The sequence below is a fragment of the Microbacterium sp. NPDC090007 genome (genome assembly GCF_044748345.1).
Taxonomy (GTDB): Bacteria; Actinomycetota; Actinomycetes; order Actinomycetales; family Microbacteriaceae; genus Microbacterium.
In genome coordinates this window covers 465,771-483,527 of the sequence record NZ_JBIVFV010000002.1, presented here as the reverse complement: position 1 = coordinate 483,527, position 17,757 = coordinate 465,771, and the positions used below count along the sequence as shown (strand labels likewise).

Sequence of the window (17,757 nt, the reverse complement as noted above, 5' to 3'; positions counted from 1 at the left end):
GCGGGCGACGCCCGGCTGAGGGGCCGGCGATGCCCGGGTGATGGTTCGTGCGGGCACTGGGGTGGGGGGCGTCATGCGGGCATACCCGGGTGAGGGGTTGGCGATGCCCGGGTGAGCGGTCATGCGGGCACTGGGTTGGGGGGGGGCATGCGGGCATGCCCGGGTGAGGGGTTGGCGATGCCCGGGTGATGGGTCGTGCGGGCACTGGGTTGGGGGGGTCATGCGGGCATACCCGGGTGAGGGGTTGGCGGTACCCGGGTGAGCGGTCATGCGGGTACACCCCGCGCCGTCGTGCGGAGGCGGGGTGGGAGGGCGTCGAGTGCGTGGTGGGTGGGGTGGGGTGCGCCGTGCCGTACGGCGGGAGATCGGGCGGACACGCCGGGGTGGGATGCCGTGCGGCGGCGTGTCGTGGCATCCTCCCGCCGTTGTGCGCGCCCGTCGCTCGCCCTGCCGGGGCGGGCTGGGCCGGCCGAGGGTGGCGCGGGCTGGGCCGCCCGAGGGCGGGGCAGGCGGCCACTGTCGGCGGAGGGCCGGGATGCGCCGTGCACAACGGCGGGAGATCGGGCGGACACGCCGGGATGGGATGCCGTGCGGCGGCGTGTCGCGCGAGAGCCCAGCCGTCGTGCACGGAGGCCTCGCACTCCGGCGGTCGGCCGGCTCCTCAACGACCGCGGTGCAGGCCGAGATCGACGTAGGCGAGGATGGCCAGCTCGACCGTCGGCCAATCGTGCACGATGAGTGCGTAGTCGAATCGCAGGGTCACGAACCCCCACGCCGCCGCCTGCGCATCGCGGCGCAGGTCACGGTGCCGCTGGGTCTCGCCCTCATGGAAAGGAGCCCCGTCGGCTTCGACGATGAGTCGATCGCCGATGAGGATGTCGACGCGACCGCCCGAGATCACGCGCACCTGCGTGCGCACGGTGAGCGCGTGTCCGCGCAGCCGCCATCTCACGAGCGACTCGAGGCCGCTGTCGGCATCCGATCGGGCGAATGCCAGCGCCGCACGCCCGAGATCGTTGACGTGGTCGTGGAGCCACGTTCTGGCCGCTGCAGTCAGGAGCCGCTGGCGCAATGCCGATTCGAGCACGACGAAGAACTCCTCGACGCCACGGCACCGCAGGATCTGACGGAGGATGACGGCGACAGCGGGGGCATCGAACACCCGGGCGGCCGGGACGTCATCCCAGTGCGGGCGGCAGGCGCAGCTGTCATGAGCGCGCACGTGTCCCGCGCCGTGCATCCACACATGGACGTCCTCGGTCACGTCCAGGACCCAGAGTCCGAGGTGCTGCGCCGCCGTCACGCACGCAAGCGCCCCGCCATGCCGGGCCGCCGCGATGACCGTCGGACAGACGCCGGCCGTCGCGTAAACGCCGCGACGTAGATGGAGGAGAGTGCCCGTGGCCACAGCGGCGGCGACCGCGCGTCGCGAAAGTCCGGCGCCGCGCAGTTCGGCGTATGTCTGAACGTCGGCCCGCGTCATGCACACACCTTCACGATCCCGTCCCCGAACGTCGTCCGCCCGGCCCGGGGCGCCGATTGTGAAGTGTTCGTCCCTGTGGAGGACACGTCTGTCCCTACGGTCTCCCCGTGCACGACGGCAGGTCGTTCCGCCGGCACGCCGCGTGTGAGCGGTGTCGGACGGCGTGTCCGGGATACTGCCCGCCGTCGTGTCCGGGTCGACCTGACGCCGGGGGGTCGCACGCGCAGGTTTCCGGCCCCTCGCGCCCCGCAGCCACCCCGCCGCGCAGGCTCGCGTCCTGCTCGCGGCGCGCTCGCCCACGCATGCTCCGTCCTCGCCCCGGCGTGCACAACAGCGGGCGGTGCCATCGACACGCCGTGCGTCGCCGACCTGCGGCGGCGTGTCCCCGATTTCGCCAGCCGTTGTGCTCGTCCGAAGCCCGGCGCTCCGCGCGCCCGTCGTGCTGCGCCGGCCCGGCCCGCCCGGCCCCGCCCGGCCCCTCCCGGCCCCTCCCGGCCCGCCCGGCCCCTCCCGGCCCGCCCGGCTCCTCCCGGCCCGCCCGCCCCGCCCCGCGCCCGCCCCGCCGGGCCCCTACTACCTCGCCAGCCGCAGCGCCGCCCACACCTCGGCGCGTGCGCCGAACGACGACAGGTCGCGCCCGAGAACCCGCTCGGCCTGCGCGACGCGCGCGCGCACGGTATGCCGGTGGATGCCGAGGGCTTGCGCCGTCGCCTCGTGCGAGCAGTCGTGGGCGAGCCAGGCGTCGAGGGTGTCCAGAAGGGCGGACCCCTGTGCGACGTCATAGGCGCGCAACGGTTCGAGGGCGCCCGCGGCGACCGTCCGGGCGGCCTCCGAGCCGAGCGCGGCGAGCAGTCCCGCTCGCGCGGTGTCGGTGAAGTCGGCGATCCCGGGTGTGGACAGGCGGTCGCGGGCGGTGCGGGCCTGGGTGAGGGCGGTCGAGAACCCGTCGTAGCCGGTGGGGGCGGAGCACCCGATCACGAGTTCGAAGCGCTCGGCGATCTCGCCGAGGGGTCCTCGAGCGCCCGCGGGGACTACCAGTACGATCCCGTCGTCGCCGCGTCCGAAGAACATCTCGCCCCGCCGCTCCTGTGCACGGACTTCGAGCCATTCGGCCAGCGCCGTCGAGCGGGCGGATGCCGCGGGTGTCAGCGCCACCACGACGGGGGCCGCGGGAAGGGGGCCGAACACGTCGCGGCCCGCCCGCCGGGCGAGTGCGGGGTCGTCGGTGGTCAGCGATTGCACCAGTCCCGCCCGGAACGTTCCGATCGCGCGTCCCAGGCCCTCCTGCTGTTCGAGGGCGAGGGCGGCCATCGCGACGACCGCGGTGACGACGCTGCGCGCCTCGTGGTCGAGGTCGTCCGAGGCGATCGCGAGGGCCCCGCGCAGGTGTCCGCCGCGGCCGAGGGTCTGCAGGTTGACCGAGACGCCGTCGGAGCGGAGGGGGGATGCCGCGCGCGTCCCGCGCCGGAGCATCGCGGTGACCTCGGCGGTCACGGCTTCGGCGGCGGGGCGGGCCAGGCCGCCGTCGGGGTATTCCGTGCGCAGGGCGCCCGCGGCGTCGAACAGTCCCACCCAGCAGCCGAGCTGCCGGGACAGCTCGGCGAGTGTCGCCGACAGTCCGTCGGGCCGCAGCGCGGCCAGCGATACCGCGCGCTGGGCGGCGAGCGACCAGCTGCGCCGCGCGTAGGACTCGGCGGCGATCGCTTCCGCTCCGGCGCGCGCCACCGCGATGAACGGTGTCCGGTACGGCACCTCGAACAACGGCATCCCGCCCGAAAGGCACGCCGCCGTCAAGCCGGAGGGGATGCCGTCGCGCACGACCTCGGTGCCGAATCCGAGGGCCCGGACGCCGCGGGCGAGCAGACGCCCGACGTAGGCGGTGTAGTCCGCCTCCTCGGTGAACTGCGTGCCGGTCGTCAGAAGCACCAGTCCCTCGCTGAGGAACGGAGTCGGGTCGACGAGGTCACTGGAGTGCACCCATCTCACCGGGCGGTCGAGGATGCCGGCGGGGAGGGCGTCCTCGTCGACGACGGGGCGCAGGTGCAGGTCTGGACGCCCGAGCAGCGCGCGCAGGCTGGGCGGGGCGACGGCGGTGTCGGCCATGGGGACTCCTGTACGACTCGTATACGACGGCGCCTGTGACTGTACACGCAGGAGAGTGCGGGCCGCGGCGCGGCGTCCGTAGCATCACCGCCATGAGCCTCGACACCCTCCCTCTCGTCGGCGGTCCGTCCCTCGCCCAGGAGCGCCGCCTCGTCACCGCCATCCCCGGTCCGCGCTCGCAGGAGCTGCTGGAGCGCAAGGCCGCCGCCGTGGCATCCGGCGTCGGTCACACCGTCCCCATCCAGGCCGTCGCCGCCGGCGGGGGAGTGGTCGTCGACGCCGACGGCAATTCGCTCATCGACCTCGGCTCCGGCATCGCCGTGACCAGCGTCGGCAACGCCCACCCGGCCGTCGTCAAGGCCGTGCAGGATCAGGTCGCCGCGTTCACCCACACGTGCTTCATGGTCTCGCCCTACGAGTCGTACGTCGCCGTCGCCGAGGCGCTGAACCGCCTGACCCCCGGTGACCACGCCAAGAAGAGCGCGCTGTTCAACTCCGGCGCCGAGGCCGTCGAGAACGCCGTCAAGATCGCCCGCAAGTTCACCAAGCGCCAGGCCGTCGTCGCCTTCGACCACGGCTACCACGGCCGGACGAATCTGACCATGGCGCTCACGGCGAAGAACATGCCGTACAAGAGCGGCTTCGGGCCCTTCGCCGCCGAGGTGTACCGCGCGCCGCTGTCGTACCCCTTTCGCGACGGGCTGACCGGTCCCGAGGCCGCCGCGAAGGCGATCTCGGTCATCGAGAAGCAGGTCGGGGCCGAGAACCTCGCCGCCGTCATCATCGAGCCCATCCAGGGCGAGGGCGGCTTCATCGTCCCCGCCGACGGCTTCCTCAACGCGATCGTGGACTGGTGCCGCGACAACGGCGTCGTTTTCATCGCGGACGAGGTGCAGTCCGGCTTCGCCCGCACCGGCGCGATGTTCGCCAGCGAGCACTTCGGCATCGTCCCCGACCTCGTCACCACCGCCAAGGGCATCGCCGGCGGTCTCCCGCTCGCGGCCGTCACGGGTCGTGCCGAGATCATGGATGCCACCCACACCGGCGGTCTGGGCGGCACCTACGGCGGCAACCCGATCGCGTGCGCCGCCGCTCTGGCATCCATCGACGCGTTCGAGAACGAGGGCTTCGTCGAGCGTGCCCGCGCGATCGGCGATCTGCTGAAGGGACGCCTGCACGAGCTGCAGCAGAGCGACCCGCGCATCGGAGACGTCCGCGGACACGGCGCCATGATCGCCGTCGAGTTCGTCGACCCCACCACGGGTGCCCCCGACGCGGCCCTCACCTCGGCCGTGGCCAAGGCCGCGATCGCCGAGGGCGTGATCGTGCTGACCTGCGGCACGTACGGCAACGTCATCCGGTTCCTGCCGCCGCTGTCGATCGGCGACGAGCTACTCACCGAGGGCCTCGACGTCGTCGCGGCCGCCCTCGCCCGCAGCTGATCGGCGTCCCGACGGCGGCGGCAGACCCGAAGAACCCGCCGCCGTCGGGGCCACACCCCTGAACGCGAACGAGAAAAGAGAGCAGATCCCATGGACGAGATCACCCGCGACGTCGTCGTGATCGGTGCCGGCGCCGCCGGTCTCACCGCCGCGAACGACCTGCGAAAGGCCGGCCTCTCTGTCGTCGTGCTCGAGGCGCGCGACCGCGTCGGAGGCCGCCTGTGGACCGACGTCGTCGACGGCGCGATGCTCGAGCTCGGCGGGCAGTGGGTCTCGCCGGATCAGACCGCGCTGATCGACACCGTCGCCGACCTCGGGTTGTCGACCTACAGCCGTTACCGCGAGGGCGACAGCGTGTACGTCGGCGCCGACGGCGAGGCCAAGCGCTTCACGGGCGAGATGTTCCCCGTCGCGCCCGAGACCGAGAAGGTCATCGACGAGATCACGGCGAAGCTGGATGCCATGGTCGCCGAGATCGACCCCGACAAGCCGTGGGAGCACCCCCGCGCCGCCGAGTGGGACAAGATCTCGTGGGACGCATGGCTGCGTCAGCAGACCGACGACGACGAGGCCGTGCGCAACCTGGCCTTCGCGACCGGATCGGCGATGCTCACCAAGCCGACGCACACGTTCTCGCTCCTGCAGTCGCTGCTCATGGCGGCATCCGCGGGTTCGTACTCGCACCTGGTGGATGCCGACTTCATCCTCGACAAGCGCGTCACCGGCGGGCTGCAGCAGGTGCCCGAGCTGCTCGCCGAGCGTCTCGGCGACGACGTCCTGCTCAACCAGCCCGTGCGCCGCATCATCTGGGGCGACGAATCGGCCGCGCCCGAGCAGCCGGCGGATGCGGCCACGGGTCGGCGGGTCGAGGAGCTGCGCGCCCTGACCGCCCGGGTCGACGCGGCGAAGTCCGCCTCCGCCGGCGTCACCGTGATCGCCGAGGGTGTGACCGTCCGCGCCCGTTTCGCCATCCTGGCCCTCGCTCCGGTCCTCTACTCGCGCATCTCGTTCGAGCCGCCGCTGCCGCGCCTGCAGCACCAGATGCACCAGCACATCTCGATGGGCTTCGTCATCAAGGTGCACGCCGTCTACGACACGCCCTTCTGGCGGGAGCAGGGCCTGTCGGGCACCGCCTTCAGCCCCTACGAGCTGTGCCACGAGGCGTACGACAACACCAACCACGGCGACGAGCGGGGCACGCTGGTCGGCTTCGTCTCGGACCAGAACGCCGATGACCTGTTCCGCCTGAGCGCCGAGGAGCGAAAGGAGCGCATCCTCGAGTCGCTGTCGCGCTACTACGGTCCGCAGGCGAAGGAACCGGTCGTCTACTACGAGAGCGACTGGGGGACCGAGGAGTGGACCCGGGGTGCGTACGCCGCGAGCTTCGACCTCGGCGGTCTGCACCGCTACGGCGCGGACCAGCGCCAGCCCGTCGGCGCGATCCACCTCGCGTGCAGCGACATGGCCGGCGCCGGATACCAGCACGTCGACGGTGCGATCCTCCAGGGTCACCGCGCCGCCGACGAGATCCTCGAGCGGACACGCCGATGAGCGGCGACCGCGTCGTCGTCGGCTACACGGCGACCGACGCGGGCGCCGACGCCCTGGCGTTGGGCGCCCGCCTCGGCGCGGCCCTCGACACCTCGGTCCACGCCGTGGTCGTCCTGCCCTCGGTCGACGGCAACGTCTCGATCCCCAGTGACGCCGCGTACGACCGGCTCGTCGAGGACACCGCCCGCGGGTGGCTCCGCGACGCCCTCGCGTCGTTCCCCGGCATCCGGGGACACGTCCGGTACGCCGGCGACGTGTCCGACGGTCTCGTCGCCGCCGCCGAGGAGTTCGGAGCCGGCGTGCTCGTCGTCGGCACCGGCGGGGAAGGGCCGCGCGGTCGTCACCGCCTCGGCACGACCGCCGAAGAGCTCGTGCACTCCGCTCCGGTGCCCGTCGCTCTCGCTCCCGAGGGCGCGCGCGACGTCGACGTATCGGTCGGCCTCCCGCGCATCACCGCCGCGATCGGCACGCGCCCCGGCGCCGACGTCCTGCGCGACACCGCGGTGGCGCTGGCCCGCCGGACGCACGCGCCGCTGCGGCTGCTGTCGCTGGCGGGCGTCGACCTCCCGGGCCGCGTCGATGCGGGTCTGACCCGCCTGACCGGCCGGACCCACGCGCGAGAGGTGCTCGACACCGTGCGCGGGACCCTTCCCGCCGAGATCGACGCCGAGGCTCTGGTGGGTGCCGGCAGCGACATCGAGGATGCCGTGTCGCGCATCGATTGGCTCCCCGGCGAGGTCGCACTCGTCGGCTCGAGCCGACTCGCGCAGCCGCGGCGCTTGTTCCTCGGCTCCACCGCGGGGCGCATCCTCCGCGCCCTGCCCGTCCCCATGATCGTGGTTCCCCGCACCTCGGAGGCTTCCTCATGACCTCATCTCGCAACGACGCGAGCCCCGCCCCGGACAGTGCCGTCACCACCGGGATCTCGAACAAGGGTCTGCGCGTCGGCACGATCGGGATGGTCGGCGCCGTCGTCATCGGCATCTCGACCATCGCCCCGGCCTATACCCTCACCGGAGCCCTCGGACCGACCGTCTCGGCGGTCGGTTTCCAGGTGCCGGCGATCATCCTCGTCGGCTTCGTCCCGATGCTGCTGGTGGCCCTGGGCTACCGGGAGCTGAATTCCCGGATGCCGGACGCCGGCACCTCGTTCACGTGGGCCGCTCGCGCGTTCGGTCCGTGGGTCGGCTGGATGGCCGGCTGGGGCCTGGTGGCGGCGACCGTGATCGTGCTGTCGAACCTCGCCGGGATCGCGGTGGACTTCCTCTTCCTGCTGATCGCGCAGATCAGCGGAAACGCCGAGATCGCGGAACTCACGCGCGTCGTCCCCGTCAACATCGCGGTGTGCCTGCTATTCATGCTGCTCGCCACGATCGTGTCCTACCGCGACCTGCAGACCACGCAGCGTCTGCAGTACGGCCTCGTCGGCTTCCAGATCCTCGTCCTGCTGGTGTTCGCGGGCGCCGCCGTGGTCGAGACGATGAACGGCAACGCCTTCGATCCGAGCCCGGTGCAGGCGTCGTGGTTCAACCCCTTCGAGGTCGACTCCTTCAGCGCGTTTGCGGCCGGGCTGTCGCTGTCGATCTTCATCTTCTGGGGGTGGGACGTCATCCTCACCATGAACGAAGAGACGAAGGACCCCGACAAGACGCCCGGACGCGCGGCCACCGTCACCGTGTTCCTCATCGTTGCGCTGTACCTGCTGATCGCGGTCGCCCTGCTGATGTTCGCCGGCAACGGCACGGGCGAGCTGGGCCTGGGCAACGAGGACATCCAGGAGAACGTGTTCTTCCACCTGTCCGGCCCGATCCTCGGCCCCCTTGCGTTCCTCGTCTCGCTCGCGGTGCTGACGAGCTCGGCATCCTCCCTCCAGGCGACCTTCGTCGGCCCCGCCCGCACACTGCTGGCGATGGCGCACTACGACGCCCTGCCGCGGAAGTTCGCGAAGGTCAGCCCGCGGTTCTTCACCCCGGGATACGCCACGATCGTGTCCGCGATCGTCGCCTCGGGGTTCTACGCGATCATGCGGGTGCTGAGCGAGAACGTGCTGACGGACACCATCACCGCCCTCGGTGCGATGATCTGCTTCTACTACGGTCTGACCGCCTTCGCGTGCGTCTGGTACTTCCGCAGGCAATGGTTCGACTCGGTGCGCAACGTCCTCCTGACGCTGCTGGCACCCCTGATCGGCGGGGTGATCCTCGCCGTGCTGTTCGTGACCACGCTGATCGACAGCGCCGACCCCTCGTACGGCTCGGGCTCCGAGATCGGCGGTGTCGGCCTGGTGTTCGTCATCACCGTCGTCATCATCGTGGTCGGGCTCGTCCTGATGCTCGCGCAGCGTGTGAAGAGCCCCGCCTTCTTCCGCGGTGAGACCCTGGGACGCGAGGCTCCCGCGAGCACCCGCCGCCGCCGCACGTCCTGACAACGAAACGAAAAGGAGCACCATGAGCGACTACGCCGTCGTCAACCCCGCCACCGGTGAGACCCTCGCCGAGTACGACACGCTCACCGATGCCGGAGTGCAGGACGCGATCGCCTCCGCCCACGACGCCTACCGGCAGTGGTCGCGCACGTCTCCCGCGGATCGTGCCGCCGCCCTGCGCCGGGTGGCCGAGCTGCACCGCGAGCGCCGCGACGAACTCGCCGCCATCATCGTGCGCGAGATGGGCAAGCCGCTCGCCGCGGCCGAGGGAGAAGTCGACTTCGCCGCCGACATCACCGAGTACTACGCCGACAACATCGACAAGATCACCGGCGACACCCCGCTCGACATCCTCGCCGAGGGGTCCGCCGTCATCCGCCGCTCCCCGCTGGGGGTGCTGCTGGGCATCATGCCGTGGAACTTCCCGTACTACCAGGTGGCCCGGTTCGCGGCGCCGAACCTCGCGGTCGGCAACACCATCCTGCTCAAGCACGCGCCCCAGTGCCCCGAGTCGGCCGAGGCGCTGCAGGCGATCTACCGCGACGCCGGACTCCCCGAGGGTGCCTACGTCAACATCCGCGCGACGAACGACCAGGCGGCGACGATCATCGCCGACCCGCGCGTCCAGGGCGTCTCGGTCACCGGTTCCGAGCGGGCGGGTTCTGCGGTCGCCGCCCTCGCCGGCCAGCACCTGAAGAAGGTCGCGCTCGAACTCGGCGGCTCCGACCCCTTCATCCTGCTCTCCACGGACGACCTGGATGCCGCGGTGCAGGCCGCGGTCGACGCGCGCCTGGACAACAACGGACAGTCGTGCAACGCGGCCAAGCGCTTCATCGTCGCCGACGACCTGTACGACGCCTTCCTGTCGAAGTTCTCGGCCGCGCTGGGCGAGGCCAAGGTGGGCGACCCCTTCGCCGAGGACACCGTGCTCGGCCCCCTGTCGTCGCTGGCCGCCGCGGAGCGCCTGGACGAGCAGGTCCAGCGCGCCGTCGCGCAGGGAGCGAAGATCGAGGTCGGCGGGACCCGCGACGGCGCGTTCTACCCGGGCACCGTGCTCACGGGCGTGACGAAAGACATGGACGCCTACGGCGAGGAGTTCTTCGGCCCCGTCGGTACCGTCTACCGCGTCTCGAGTGAGCAGGAGGCGATCGAGATCGCGAACGGCACCGGCTACGGTCTCGGCTCCTACGTCTTCACCACGGATGCCGACCAGGCCCAGCGCATCGCCGATCGCATCGAGGCCGGAATGGTCTACGTCAACGTGGTGCTCGCGGACTCGCCCGAGCTGCCGTTCGGCGGCGTCAAGCGCAGCGGCACCTCGCGCGAGATGGGCCTTCTGGCGGCGGACGAGTTCGTCAACAAGAAGCTCATCCGCTCGGCCTGATCCGTGTCGTGTCCCTCGGCTCGGTTCGCCTCGCCGGGGGACATGACATAGACTGGGACATGCAGTCGAAATCTGCACTCTTTCGCTGTGCCCCCCGGGTACGCGGCGTTTCTTCCGAGAGATTCCAGGCGTCAGCGTGCGGGTCTCGCTTCCCGGATCCCTCGGGATCTTAGGGCGGTAGCTCAATTGGCAGAGCAGCGGTCTCCAAAACCGCAGGTTGCAGGTTCGATTCCTGTCCGCCCTGCGCACAGCGCACGCTGGCACAGACACAGACCTAGGTGGTTCGATGACGCAGGACGAGGCGCAGGGCGAGATCGTCGCCGAGCGCGGCGCGCCCCGCGAGAAGAAGCTCAACTTCTTCGCGCGGATCGCCCTCTTCATTCGTCAGGTCTTCGCGGAGCTCCGCAAGGTCGTCACCCCGACGCGGCAAGAGCTGTTCAAGTTCACCGCCGTCGTGCTCGGTTTCGTCGTCGTCATGATGGCGATCGTCTACGGCCTCGACGTGCTGTTCGTGTGGATCACCACCGCCGTCTTCGGCGTCCCCGGTACCGCCGGCGCCTGACCGGCGTCTCGCGGACGCGCGGCGCCAAGAGCGGCCGCCTCTGAACGGAAGAGATCACAGTGTCTGAAAGATATGTCGACGACGCCGATTGGGCGACGGCAGCCGAGCAGTCCAGCGAGGACGACGAAGCCCAAGAGGGCAACGTGCTGCAGTCGCAGGAGCGCGCCTCCGATTCGGCGGAGCACTCCGCGGTCCACATCGTCGAGGACGAGACCGACACCGACGACGCCGGTCTCGGCGACATCGACATCACCGACCCGGAGGCGGACGCGATCGTGAACGACGCTCTCGAGATCGACGAGACCAGCGAGGCCGAGGCCGCCGCCGAGGTCCTGAACGACTCCCTCGCCGAGGAGCAGGCCGAAGAGGCCGCAGAAGCCGCCGACGAGGTCACCCCCTACGACGGACCCGACGTCAACGGAGAGCCCGATGAGCCCGTGCTCGACGAGGACTTCGTCGACGAGGTCTCGGCCGCGGCATCCGTCGTCGACGAGGTCGAGGCCGACGAGTCGCCCGCCGATGCGGCGAGCGACGTCGACGACGAGGACGTCGATCCGTACGACGCCTTCCGCGCCGAGCTCCGCTCGCTCCCCGGCAAGTGGTACGTCATCCACTCGTACGCGGGTTTCGAGCGCAAGGTGAAGGCCAATATCGAGCAGCGCAAGTCGACGCTCGAGGTCGAGGACGACATCTACCAGGTCGAGGTCCCCATGGAGGACGTCGTCGAGATCAAGAACGGCCAGCGCAAGATGGTCAACCGCGTGCGCATCCCCGGTTACGTGCTGGTGCGCATGGACCTGAACGAGGACACCTGGTCGGTCGTGCGTCACACCCCCGGTGTCACCGGCTTCGTGGGCAACGCCCACAACCCCACGCCCCTGCGCTTCGAGGAGGCCTTCAACATGCTGAAGAGCCTCGTCGAGATCAAGGAGTCCGCTCCCGCCAAGGCCGGTGCCGCCAAGGGCGCCCCGACCGCGCAGCGCGTCATCCCCGCCGAGGTCGACTTCGAGGCCGGCGAGACGATCACGATCAAGGAGGGCTCGTTCGCGGGTCTTCCCGGCACGATCAGCGAGATCAAGCCCGAGAGCGGCAAGCTCACTGTGCTGGTGTCGCTCTTCGAGCGCGAGACCCCGGTCGAGCTGTCGTTCGACCAGGTCACCAAGATGGTCTGACGCACCCCGCGTCGCACGAACGCCCCGCCCGGCTTCCGCCGGCGGGGCGTTCGTCGTTGGTGCCGCCGCCCCCGCCCCCGCCCCCCGCCTCCCGCCCCCCCCGCCCCCGCCGCCCCGCCCCCGCCGCTGAGCGCCGTTCGTGCCTCCGCCTCCTCGCCGATAAACGCCGTTTGTGCTGGAACACGCGGTGTCAGACCGTGTCTCGGCGCGAATGGCGTTTATCGCCGCGCGCTCCTGCTGCCCGCCTGCCCGCCTGCCCGCCTGCCCGCCTGCCCGCCTGCCCGTCTGCTCGCCTGCTTGCCTGCTTGCCTGCTCGCGGTGTGCTGCGTCCCGGGCCCGACACCGCTCGATAAACGCCCTTTATGCCGGGACATGCGGTGCCGGACCGTGTCTCGGCGCGAATGGCGTTTATCGCCGCTCGCCGCGCCGCGCCGCTCGCCGCGCCGCTCGCCGCGCCGCGCCGCGCCGCTCGCCGCGCCGCGCCGCGCCGCTCGCCGCGCCGCGCCGCGCCGCGCCGCCCGTCCGCGCGCCGCGCCTTGCCGCGCCGCGCGCCCGCGCGCCGCGGCTACTCGGAACGCGGGTTGAGGCCGACGACGCGGAGGTTGCGCCCGTCGACCCGCGACACCGCGGGTAGGCCCGCCGCTCTCAACGCATCGCGGAGGCCGTCGACGCTCAGTACACCGCCGTAATCCCAGCGCGCGATGCGCCACCCCGCCCGACGCAGTGCGTCCTCGCGCCTCTTCTCCGCCCGGACGGCCTCGGCGGCAGCGTCCGGGTCGCGTCGGTCGTACTTCGTCCAGCCGTCGAACTCGCCGATGACGCGATGCTCCGGCCAGCAGAAGTCGGAGCGATAGGCGCGGCCGCCGACTCGATGCTCGGTCTGCAGATCGACGGCGGGGAACCCGCACCACTCCATGACCGCCCGGCTCACGGACTCGCCCACGGATTCCGGTCGCTGATCGCCCCGGTCCAGGACCCAGTCGAGCTTTCGGCGACCGCGCGGATTTCGCTGGGCCGCAGCGAGGTCGTGCAACGCGGTCGAGGTGATCGCCCCGGTTCGGAGGGCGGCATCCACGATCGCCAGTCCGAACGCGGGCGGCAGCACGCGCGCGAGGTCCACCACGACATCGTCGAGAGGAGAGCATCGGATGCCGTCGCGCTCGACGGTGCGGCGACGGTCGGCGCTCGTGTGCACGCGCACGTCGCCGTAGGCCAGCGAGCGGGCACGTCGTCCGTCGAAAAGGTGGATGTGCCGGGGGTGGCCGAAGGTGGGCAGGCCGTGCAGAGCAGCTGCCGACTCGTGAGAGAAGACCGCATCGGCGTTCACGAGCCGGAACGCGTGCACACGCAGAAGGTATCGGTCCCACGGCGGTAACGCCGCCCACCCGGCCTGTTCGGTGTACACCCCCGGCCGGATGCGGTGCAGGTGAGGGTCGCGGGCCGGGTGCGACCCGGGGGAGGGGGTCTCGGCCGCGGCGAACAGCGGGAGGGGCGCGCCGCGGAACGCGGGGGGATCGGCATCCATCCGTCGAGGGTGGCTCAAACGGCCCACCCGCGGTGACCGCGTGTGCAAAACCCGGGCGTGCTTCGCCGACAAACGCCGTTCGTGTCGAGACTCTCGGCGCCGCACCGTGTCTCGATACGAACGGCGTTTATCGGCGAGAGGGGAGAGAGGGGCGAGAGGGGCGAGGGGGGCGAGAGGGGAGAGAGGGGAGAGAGGGGAGAGAGGGGCGAGAGGGGAGAGAGGGGAGAGAGGGGCGAGGGGGGCGAGAGGGGAGAGAGGGGCGGCAGGCGCGGGATGCCGAGATCCCGGATGTCGCGTATGATGGCAAGGTTGCGTGCGCCCGCGCGCGTGACGACCGCTGTCCGGAACCGCCGGGTCGCGGGAGAGGGGGAGCCGCGAGGCCCCCGCTCGAGAGAGGAAAAGGATATGGCACCCAAGAAGAAGGTGACCGGCCTGATCAAGCTCCAGATCAAGGCGGGTGCGGCCAACCCCGCGCCCCCGATCGGTCCGGCGCTCGGTCAGCACGGCGTCAACATCATGGAGTTCTGCAAGGCGTACAACGCGGCGACCGAGGCCCAGCGCGGCAACGTCATCCCCGTCGAGATCACCGTCTACGAGGACCGCAGCTTCACGTTCATCCTGAAGACGCCCCCCGCCGCTGAACTCATCAAGAAGGCCGCCGGCCTGGCGAAGGGTTCGCCCACCCCGCACACCACCAAGGTCGGCAAGCTGACCAAGGAGCAGGTTCGCGAGATCGCCACCACGAAGCAGCCCGACCTGAACGCGAACGACATCGAGGCCGCCTCGAAGATCATCGCCGGCACCGCCCGTTCCATGGGCATCACGGTCGAGGACTGAGGGAGATAACAATGGCTACCAAGTCCAAGGCATTCCGCGCCGCAGCTGAGAAGATCGCGGCCGACACGTTCTACACCCCGACCGAGGCCGTCGCCCTCGCGAAGGAGACCGGTTCGAAGAAGTTCGACTCGACCGTCGAGGTCGCGCTGAAGCTCTCGGTCGACCCCCGCAAGGCCGACCAGATGGTCCGCGGCACGGTCATCCTGCCCCACGGCACGGGTAAGACCGCGCGCGTCATCGTCTTCGCCAACGGTCCCGCGGCCGAGGCGGCCCTCGCCGCCGGTGCCGACGAGGTCGGCGGCGCCGAGCTCATCGAGAAGGTCGCCGGCGGGTACACCTCGTTCGACGCCGCCGTCTCGACGCCCGAGCTCATGGGCCAGGTCGGTCGCCTCGGTAAGGTCCTCGGACCCCGCGGCCTCATGCCGAACCCCAAGACCGGCACCGTGACCCCCAACCCGGCCAAGGCCGTCGAGGAGATCAAGGGCGGCAAGATCGAGTTCCGCGTCGACAAGCACGCCAACGTGCACTTCGTCGTCGGCAAGGCGTCGTTCTCGGCCGAGCAGCTCGACGAGAACCTGAAGGCCGCGCTCGAGGAGATCGTCCGCCTCAAGCCGTCGAGCTCGAAGGGCCGTTACATCCAGAAGGGCGCCGTGTCGACCACCTTCGGTCCCGGCATCCCGCTGGACGTCAACGTCATCGCCTGACGTCCGTCATCCGGAAGCCCCGCCGCGCCCCGTGCCGGCGGGGCTTCCGCGTCCCCGGGACGCGGTGTGCCCGGCCGCTCGGCTGCACGGACGTGCAACACGGCGTCATCCGGGAAGACGTTCGCGCCCGCGCGTGTTGTGCTGGGGGGTCGCGCTCCGCGCCCCCCCCTGCACGAACCCCCGAATCACACATGTCTGGAACAGCTATGCCCCGTCGTCGTCTGACCGTCCTCGCCGCCACCCTGGGCCTGAGCGCCCTCGCGCTGACCGCCTGCAGCGGCGGTGCGACCTCGTCCGCGGACCCCGCGGCCGGAGCCGAGTACGGCCTGGTCTCGGGCGGCACCCTCACCGTCGCCACCGAGGGAACGTACCGCCCGTTCTCGTATCACGAGGGCGCGGGAGAGCTCACCGGCTTCGACGTCGAGATCGCCACGGCCGTCGCCGACAAGCTCGGCCTCGAGGTGAAGTTCCAGGAGACCCAGTGGGATGCGATCTTCGCCGGCCTGGATGCCGGTCGTTTCGACGTCATCGCCAATCAGGTCTCGATCAACCCGGAGCGCGAAGAGAAGTACACCTTCAGCTCCCCGTACACCGTCTCGCGCGGCGTGATCGTCACCCCCGAGGACGACGACTCCATCTCGAGCTTCGCCGACCTCTCGGGCAAGACCACCGCCCAGTCGCTCACGAGCAACTGGTACGAGCTGGCCACCTCCAGCGGCGCGCAGGTCGAGGCCGTCGAGGGATGGGCCCAGGCCGTCGCTCTGCTCGAGCAGGGTCGCGTGGATGCCACCGTCAACGACCAGCTCACCTACCTCGACTACGAGAAGACGAACAGCCCCACGGGTCTGAAGATCGCCGCCGAGACCGAGGACACCTCCGAGAGCGCCTTCGCATTCAAGAAGGGCCAGGACGAGCTGGCCGAGGCCGTCGACGGCGCCCTCGAGGAGCTCCGCGCCGACGGGACGCTCACCCGGATCAGCGAGAAGTACTTCGGCGCGGACGTCACGCAGTAAGCGCCCGGCGCTGTAAACCCCGCGGATCATCCGCCTCCCACCCCCTAGCGTGAGAGGCGGATGATCCGCTCCCTTGTGCGCGCGTTCGTCCGAAAGGCAAGAGGAGGCCCATGAACGACCTGTGGACGCTGCTGCTGGATTCGTTCTGGCCGATGGTCCTGGCCGGTATCACGGGAACGATCCCGCTGTCGCTGGCATCCTTCGCCATCGGCCTGGTGATCGCGCTGTTCATGGCACTGCTGCGTCTGTCGCCGAACGTCGTGCTCTCGTCGATCGCGCGCTTCTACATCTCGATCATCCGCGGCACGCCCCTGCTGGTGCAGCTGTTCGTGATCTTCTACGGCCTGCCCGCCGTCGGGCTGACGATCGATCCGTTCCCGGCGGCGATCATCGCCTTCTCGCTGAACGTGGGCGGGTACGCGGCCGAGGTCATCCGCGCGGCGATCCTGTCGGTGCCGAGGGGGCAATGGGAGGCCGCGCACACCGTGGGGCTGTCGCGCAGCAAGACGCTGAGCCGCATCATCCTCCCGCAGGCCGCGCGGGTGTCGGTGCCGCCGCTGTCGAACACGTTCATCTCGCTCGTGAAGGACAGCTCTCTGGCATCCCTCATCCTGGTGTCGGAGCTGTTCCGGCAGGCGCAGAACATCGCGGCCTTCTCGTACGAGTTCATGGCCGTGTACCTCGAGGCGGCGCTGATCTACTGGTTGTTCTGCCTCGTGCTGTCCTTTGCACAGAACGCCCTGGAGAAGAGGTTGGACCGCCATGTCGCCCACTGACGCCCCCGCACCGCTGCTCGCGGCCACCGGGCTCGAGAAGAGTTTCGGCAGCAATCGCGTCCTCGACGGCGTCGACCTCGAGGTCCGACGCGGCGACGTCCTGGTGCTGATCGGGCCCTCGGGGTCGGGAAAGACGACGGTACTGCGCTGCCTGAACGGTCTCGAGACCCCCGACGCGGGCACGGTGGCCTTCGACGGCGGTCCGCGCGTGGACTTCGCGCAGAAGGTGTCCAAGACCGATCGCACGGCCCTGCGCGACCGGTCCGCGATGGTGTTCCAGCACCACAACCTCTTCCCCCACCTCACGGTCGTCCAGAACGTCATCGAGGGTCCGGTCCAGGCGCACGGCGTGCCCAAGGCCGAGGCGATCGCGCGCGCCGAGCGTCTGCTGGCGCGCGTCGGTCTCGCCGAGAAACGCGACGCCTACCCGTCGGAGCTGTCCGGCGGACAGCAGCAGCGCGTGGGCATCGTCCGCGCACTGGCCCTCGAGCCGCAACTGCTGCTCTTCGACGAGCCCACGAGCGCCCTCGACCCCGAACTGGTCGGCGAGGTGCTGACGGTGCTGCGCGAACTCGCCGACGAGGGGTGGACGATGGTCATCGTCACGCACGAGCTGGGCTTCGCCCGGCAGGTCGCCGACGAGGTGCTCTTCTTCGACGAGGGCGTGATCGTCGAGCGCGGCGTCCCCGCGCAGCTGTTCACGCAGCCGCAGAAGGAGCGCACCCGTCGGTTCCTCGACCGCCTCCTGCGCCCTCTCGACGGCCCCGACCCCGCCTGACG

15 protein-coding genes and 1 tRNA gene are annotated in these 17,757 nt (G+C 70.8%); 13 read left to right on the top strand and 3 right to left on the bottom strand.

Annotated elements, in window-relative coordinates; all coding sequences use genetic code 11:
* Positions 1-661 precede the first annotated feature (661 nt).
* Together ACIPVB_RS10745 and ACIPVB_RS10740 are read right to left on the bottom strand one after the other, a co-directional pair.
* Positions 662-1,303, bottom strand: a complete 642-nt coding sequence (locus tag ACIPVB_RS10745; protein WP_400368812.1) for an endonuclease domain-containing protein — start codon at positions 1,301-1,303, stop codon at positions 662-664.
* A gap of 753 nt (positions 1,304-2,056) precedes the next feature.
* Entirely contained in the window at positions 2,057-3,586 is a 1,530-nt protein-coding gene (locus tag ACIPVB_RS10740) for a PucR family transcriptional regulator (RefSeq protein WP_400368809.1), read from the bottom strand.
* A gap of 92 nt (positions 3,587-3,678) precedes the next feature.
* Here ACIPVB_RS10740 and gabT point away from each other — a divergent pair, with 92 nt between their 5' ends.
* The 8 genes from gabT to nusG all read left to right on the top strand — a co-directional run bounded on the left by gabT (position 3,679) and on the right by nusG (position 12,122).
* Complete coding sequence (gene gabT, locus ACIPVB_RS10735; RefSeq protein ID WP_400368807.1) at positions 3,679-5,028, top strand: 4-aminobutyrate--2-oxoglutarate transaminase; 1,350 nt, start codon at positions 3,679-3,681, stop codon at positions 5,026-5,028.
* Positions 5,029-5,118: 90 nt separating this feature from the next.
* Positions 5,119-6,579 (top strand): flavin monoamine oxidase family protein, encoded by a 1,461-nt coding sequence (locus ACIPVB_RS10730; protein ID WP_400368806.1) that lies wholly within the window; start codon positions 5,119-5,121, stop codon positions 6,577-6,579.
* Positions 6,576-7,448, top strand: coding sequence for a universal stress protein (locus ACIPVB_RS10725; protein ID WP_400368804.1), 873 nt, complete (start codon positions 6,576-6,578; stop codon positions 7,446-7,448). Before ACIPVB_RS10730 ends, ACIPVB_RS10725 begins: the two co-directional genes overlap by 4 nt.
* Positions 7,445-9,004: an APC family permease gene (locus ACIPVB_RS10720; RefSeq protein WP_400368802.1), complete on the top strand. Its 1,560-nt coding sequence runs from the start codon at positions 7,445-7,447 to the stop codon at positions 9,002-9,004. Before ACIPVB_RS10725 ends, ACIPVB_RS10720 begins: the two co-directional genes overlap by 4 nt.
* 22 nt (positions 9,005-9,026) lie before the next feature.
* A complete protein-coding gene (locus ACIPVB_RS10715; protein ID WP_400368799.1) occupies positions 9,027-10,388 on the top strand; it encodes an NAD-dependent succinate-semialdehyde dehydrogenase in 1,362 nt (453 codons plus the stop codon).
* 171 nt (positions 10,389-10,559) lie between these two features.
* Positions 10,560-10,632 (top strand) — tRNA-Trp (locus ACIPVB_RS10710).
* Positions 10,633-10,674: 42 nt separating this feature from the next.
* Positions 10,675-10,950, top strand: a complete 276-nt coding sequence (gene secE, locus ACIPVB_RS10705; RefSeq protein ID WP_108319121.1) for a preprotein translocase subunit SecE — start codon at positions 10,675-10,677, stop codon at positions 10,948-10,950.
* A 59-nt stretch (positions 10,951-11,009) separates the two neighbouring features.
* The gene (gene nusG, locus ACIPVB_RS10700) at positions 11,010-12,122 is read left to right on the top strand and encodes a transcription termination/antitermination protein NusG (protein WP_400368797.1); all 1,113 of its coding nucleotides are present in this window, start codon (positions 11,010-11,012) and stop codon (positions 12,120-12,122) included.
* A gap of 565 nt (positions 12,123-12,687) precedes the next feature.
* Here the strand turns inward: nusG and ACIPVB_RS10695 are convergent.
* The gene (locus ACIPVB_RS10695; protein ID WP_400368795.1) at positions 12,688-13,647 is read right to left on the bottom strand and encodes a hypothetical protein; all 960 of its coding nucleotides are present in this window, start codon (positions 13,645-13,647) and stop codon (positions 12,688-12,690) included.
* Between the two features lie 405 nt (positions 13,648-14,052).
* On the opposite strand from ACIPVB_RS10695, the gene rplK reads away from it, so the two are divergent.
* The 5 genes from rplK to ACIPVB_RS10670 all read left to right on the top strand — a co-directional run bounded on the left by rplK (position 14,053) and on the right by ACIPVB_RS10670 (position 17,755).
* Positions 14,053-14,484, top strand: a complete 432-nt coding sequence (rplK, locus tag ACIPVB_RS10690) for a 50S ribosomal protein L11 (protein WP_058232721.1) — start codon at positions 14,053-14,055, stop codon at positions 14,482-14,484.
* An 11-nt stretch (positions 14,485-14,495) separates the two neighbouring features.
* Entirely contained in the window at positions 14,496-15,188 is a 693-nt protein-coding gene (gene rplA, locus ACIPVB_RS10685) for a 50S ribosomal protein L1 (RefSeq protein WP_400368792.1), read from the top strand.
* A 206-nt stretch (positions 15,189-15,394) separates the two neighbouring features.
* On the top strand, positions 15,395-16,201 hold the full coding sequence (locus ACIPVB_RS10680) for an amino acid ABC transporter substrate-binding protein (RefSeq protein ID WP_400368790.1): 807 nt from the start codon (positions 15,395-15,397) through the stop codon (positions 16,199-16,201).
* Between the two features lie 110 nt (positions 16,202-16,311).
* Complete coding sequence (locus ACIPVB_RS10675) at positions 16,312-16,977, top strand: amino acid ABC transporter permease (RefSeq protein ID WP_400368788.1); 666 nt, start codon at positions 16,312-16,314, stop codon at positions 16,975-16,977.
* Positions 16,964-17,755 (top strand): amino acid ABC transporter ATP-binding protein, encoded by a 792-nt coding sequence (locus ACIPVB_RS10670; RefSeq protein ID WP_400368786.1) that lies wholly within the window; start codon positions 16,964-16,966, stop codon positions 17,753-17,755. The genes ACIPVB_RS10675 and ACIPVB_RS10670 overlap by 14 nt, the downstream gene beginning before the upstream one ends.
* Positions 17,756-17,757 lie beyond the last annotated feature (2 nt).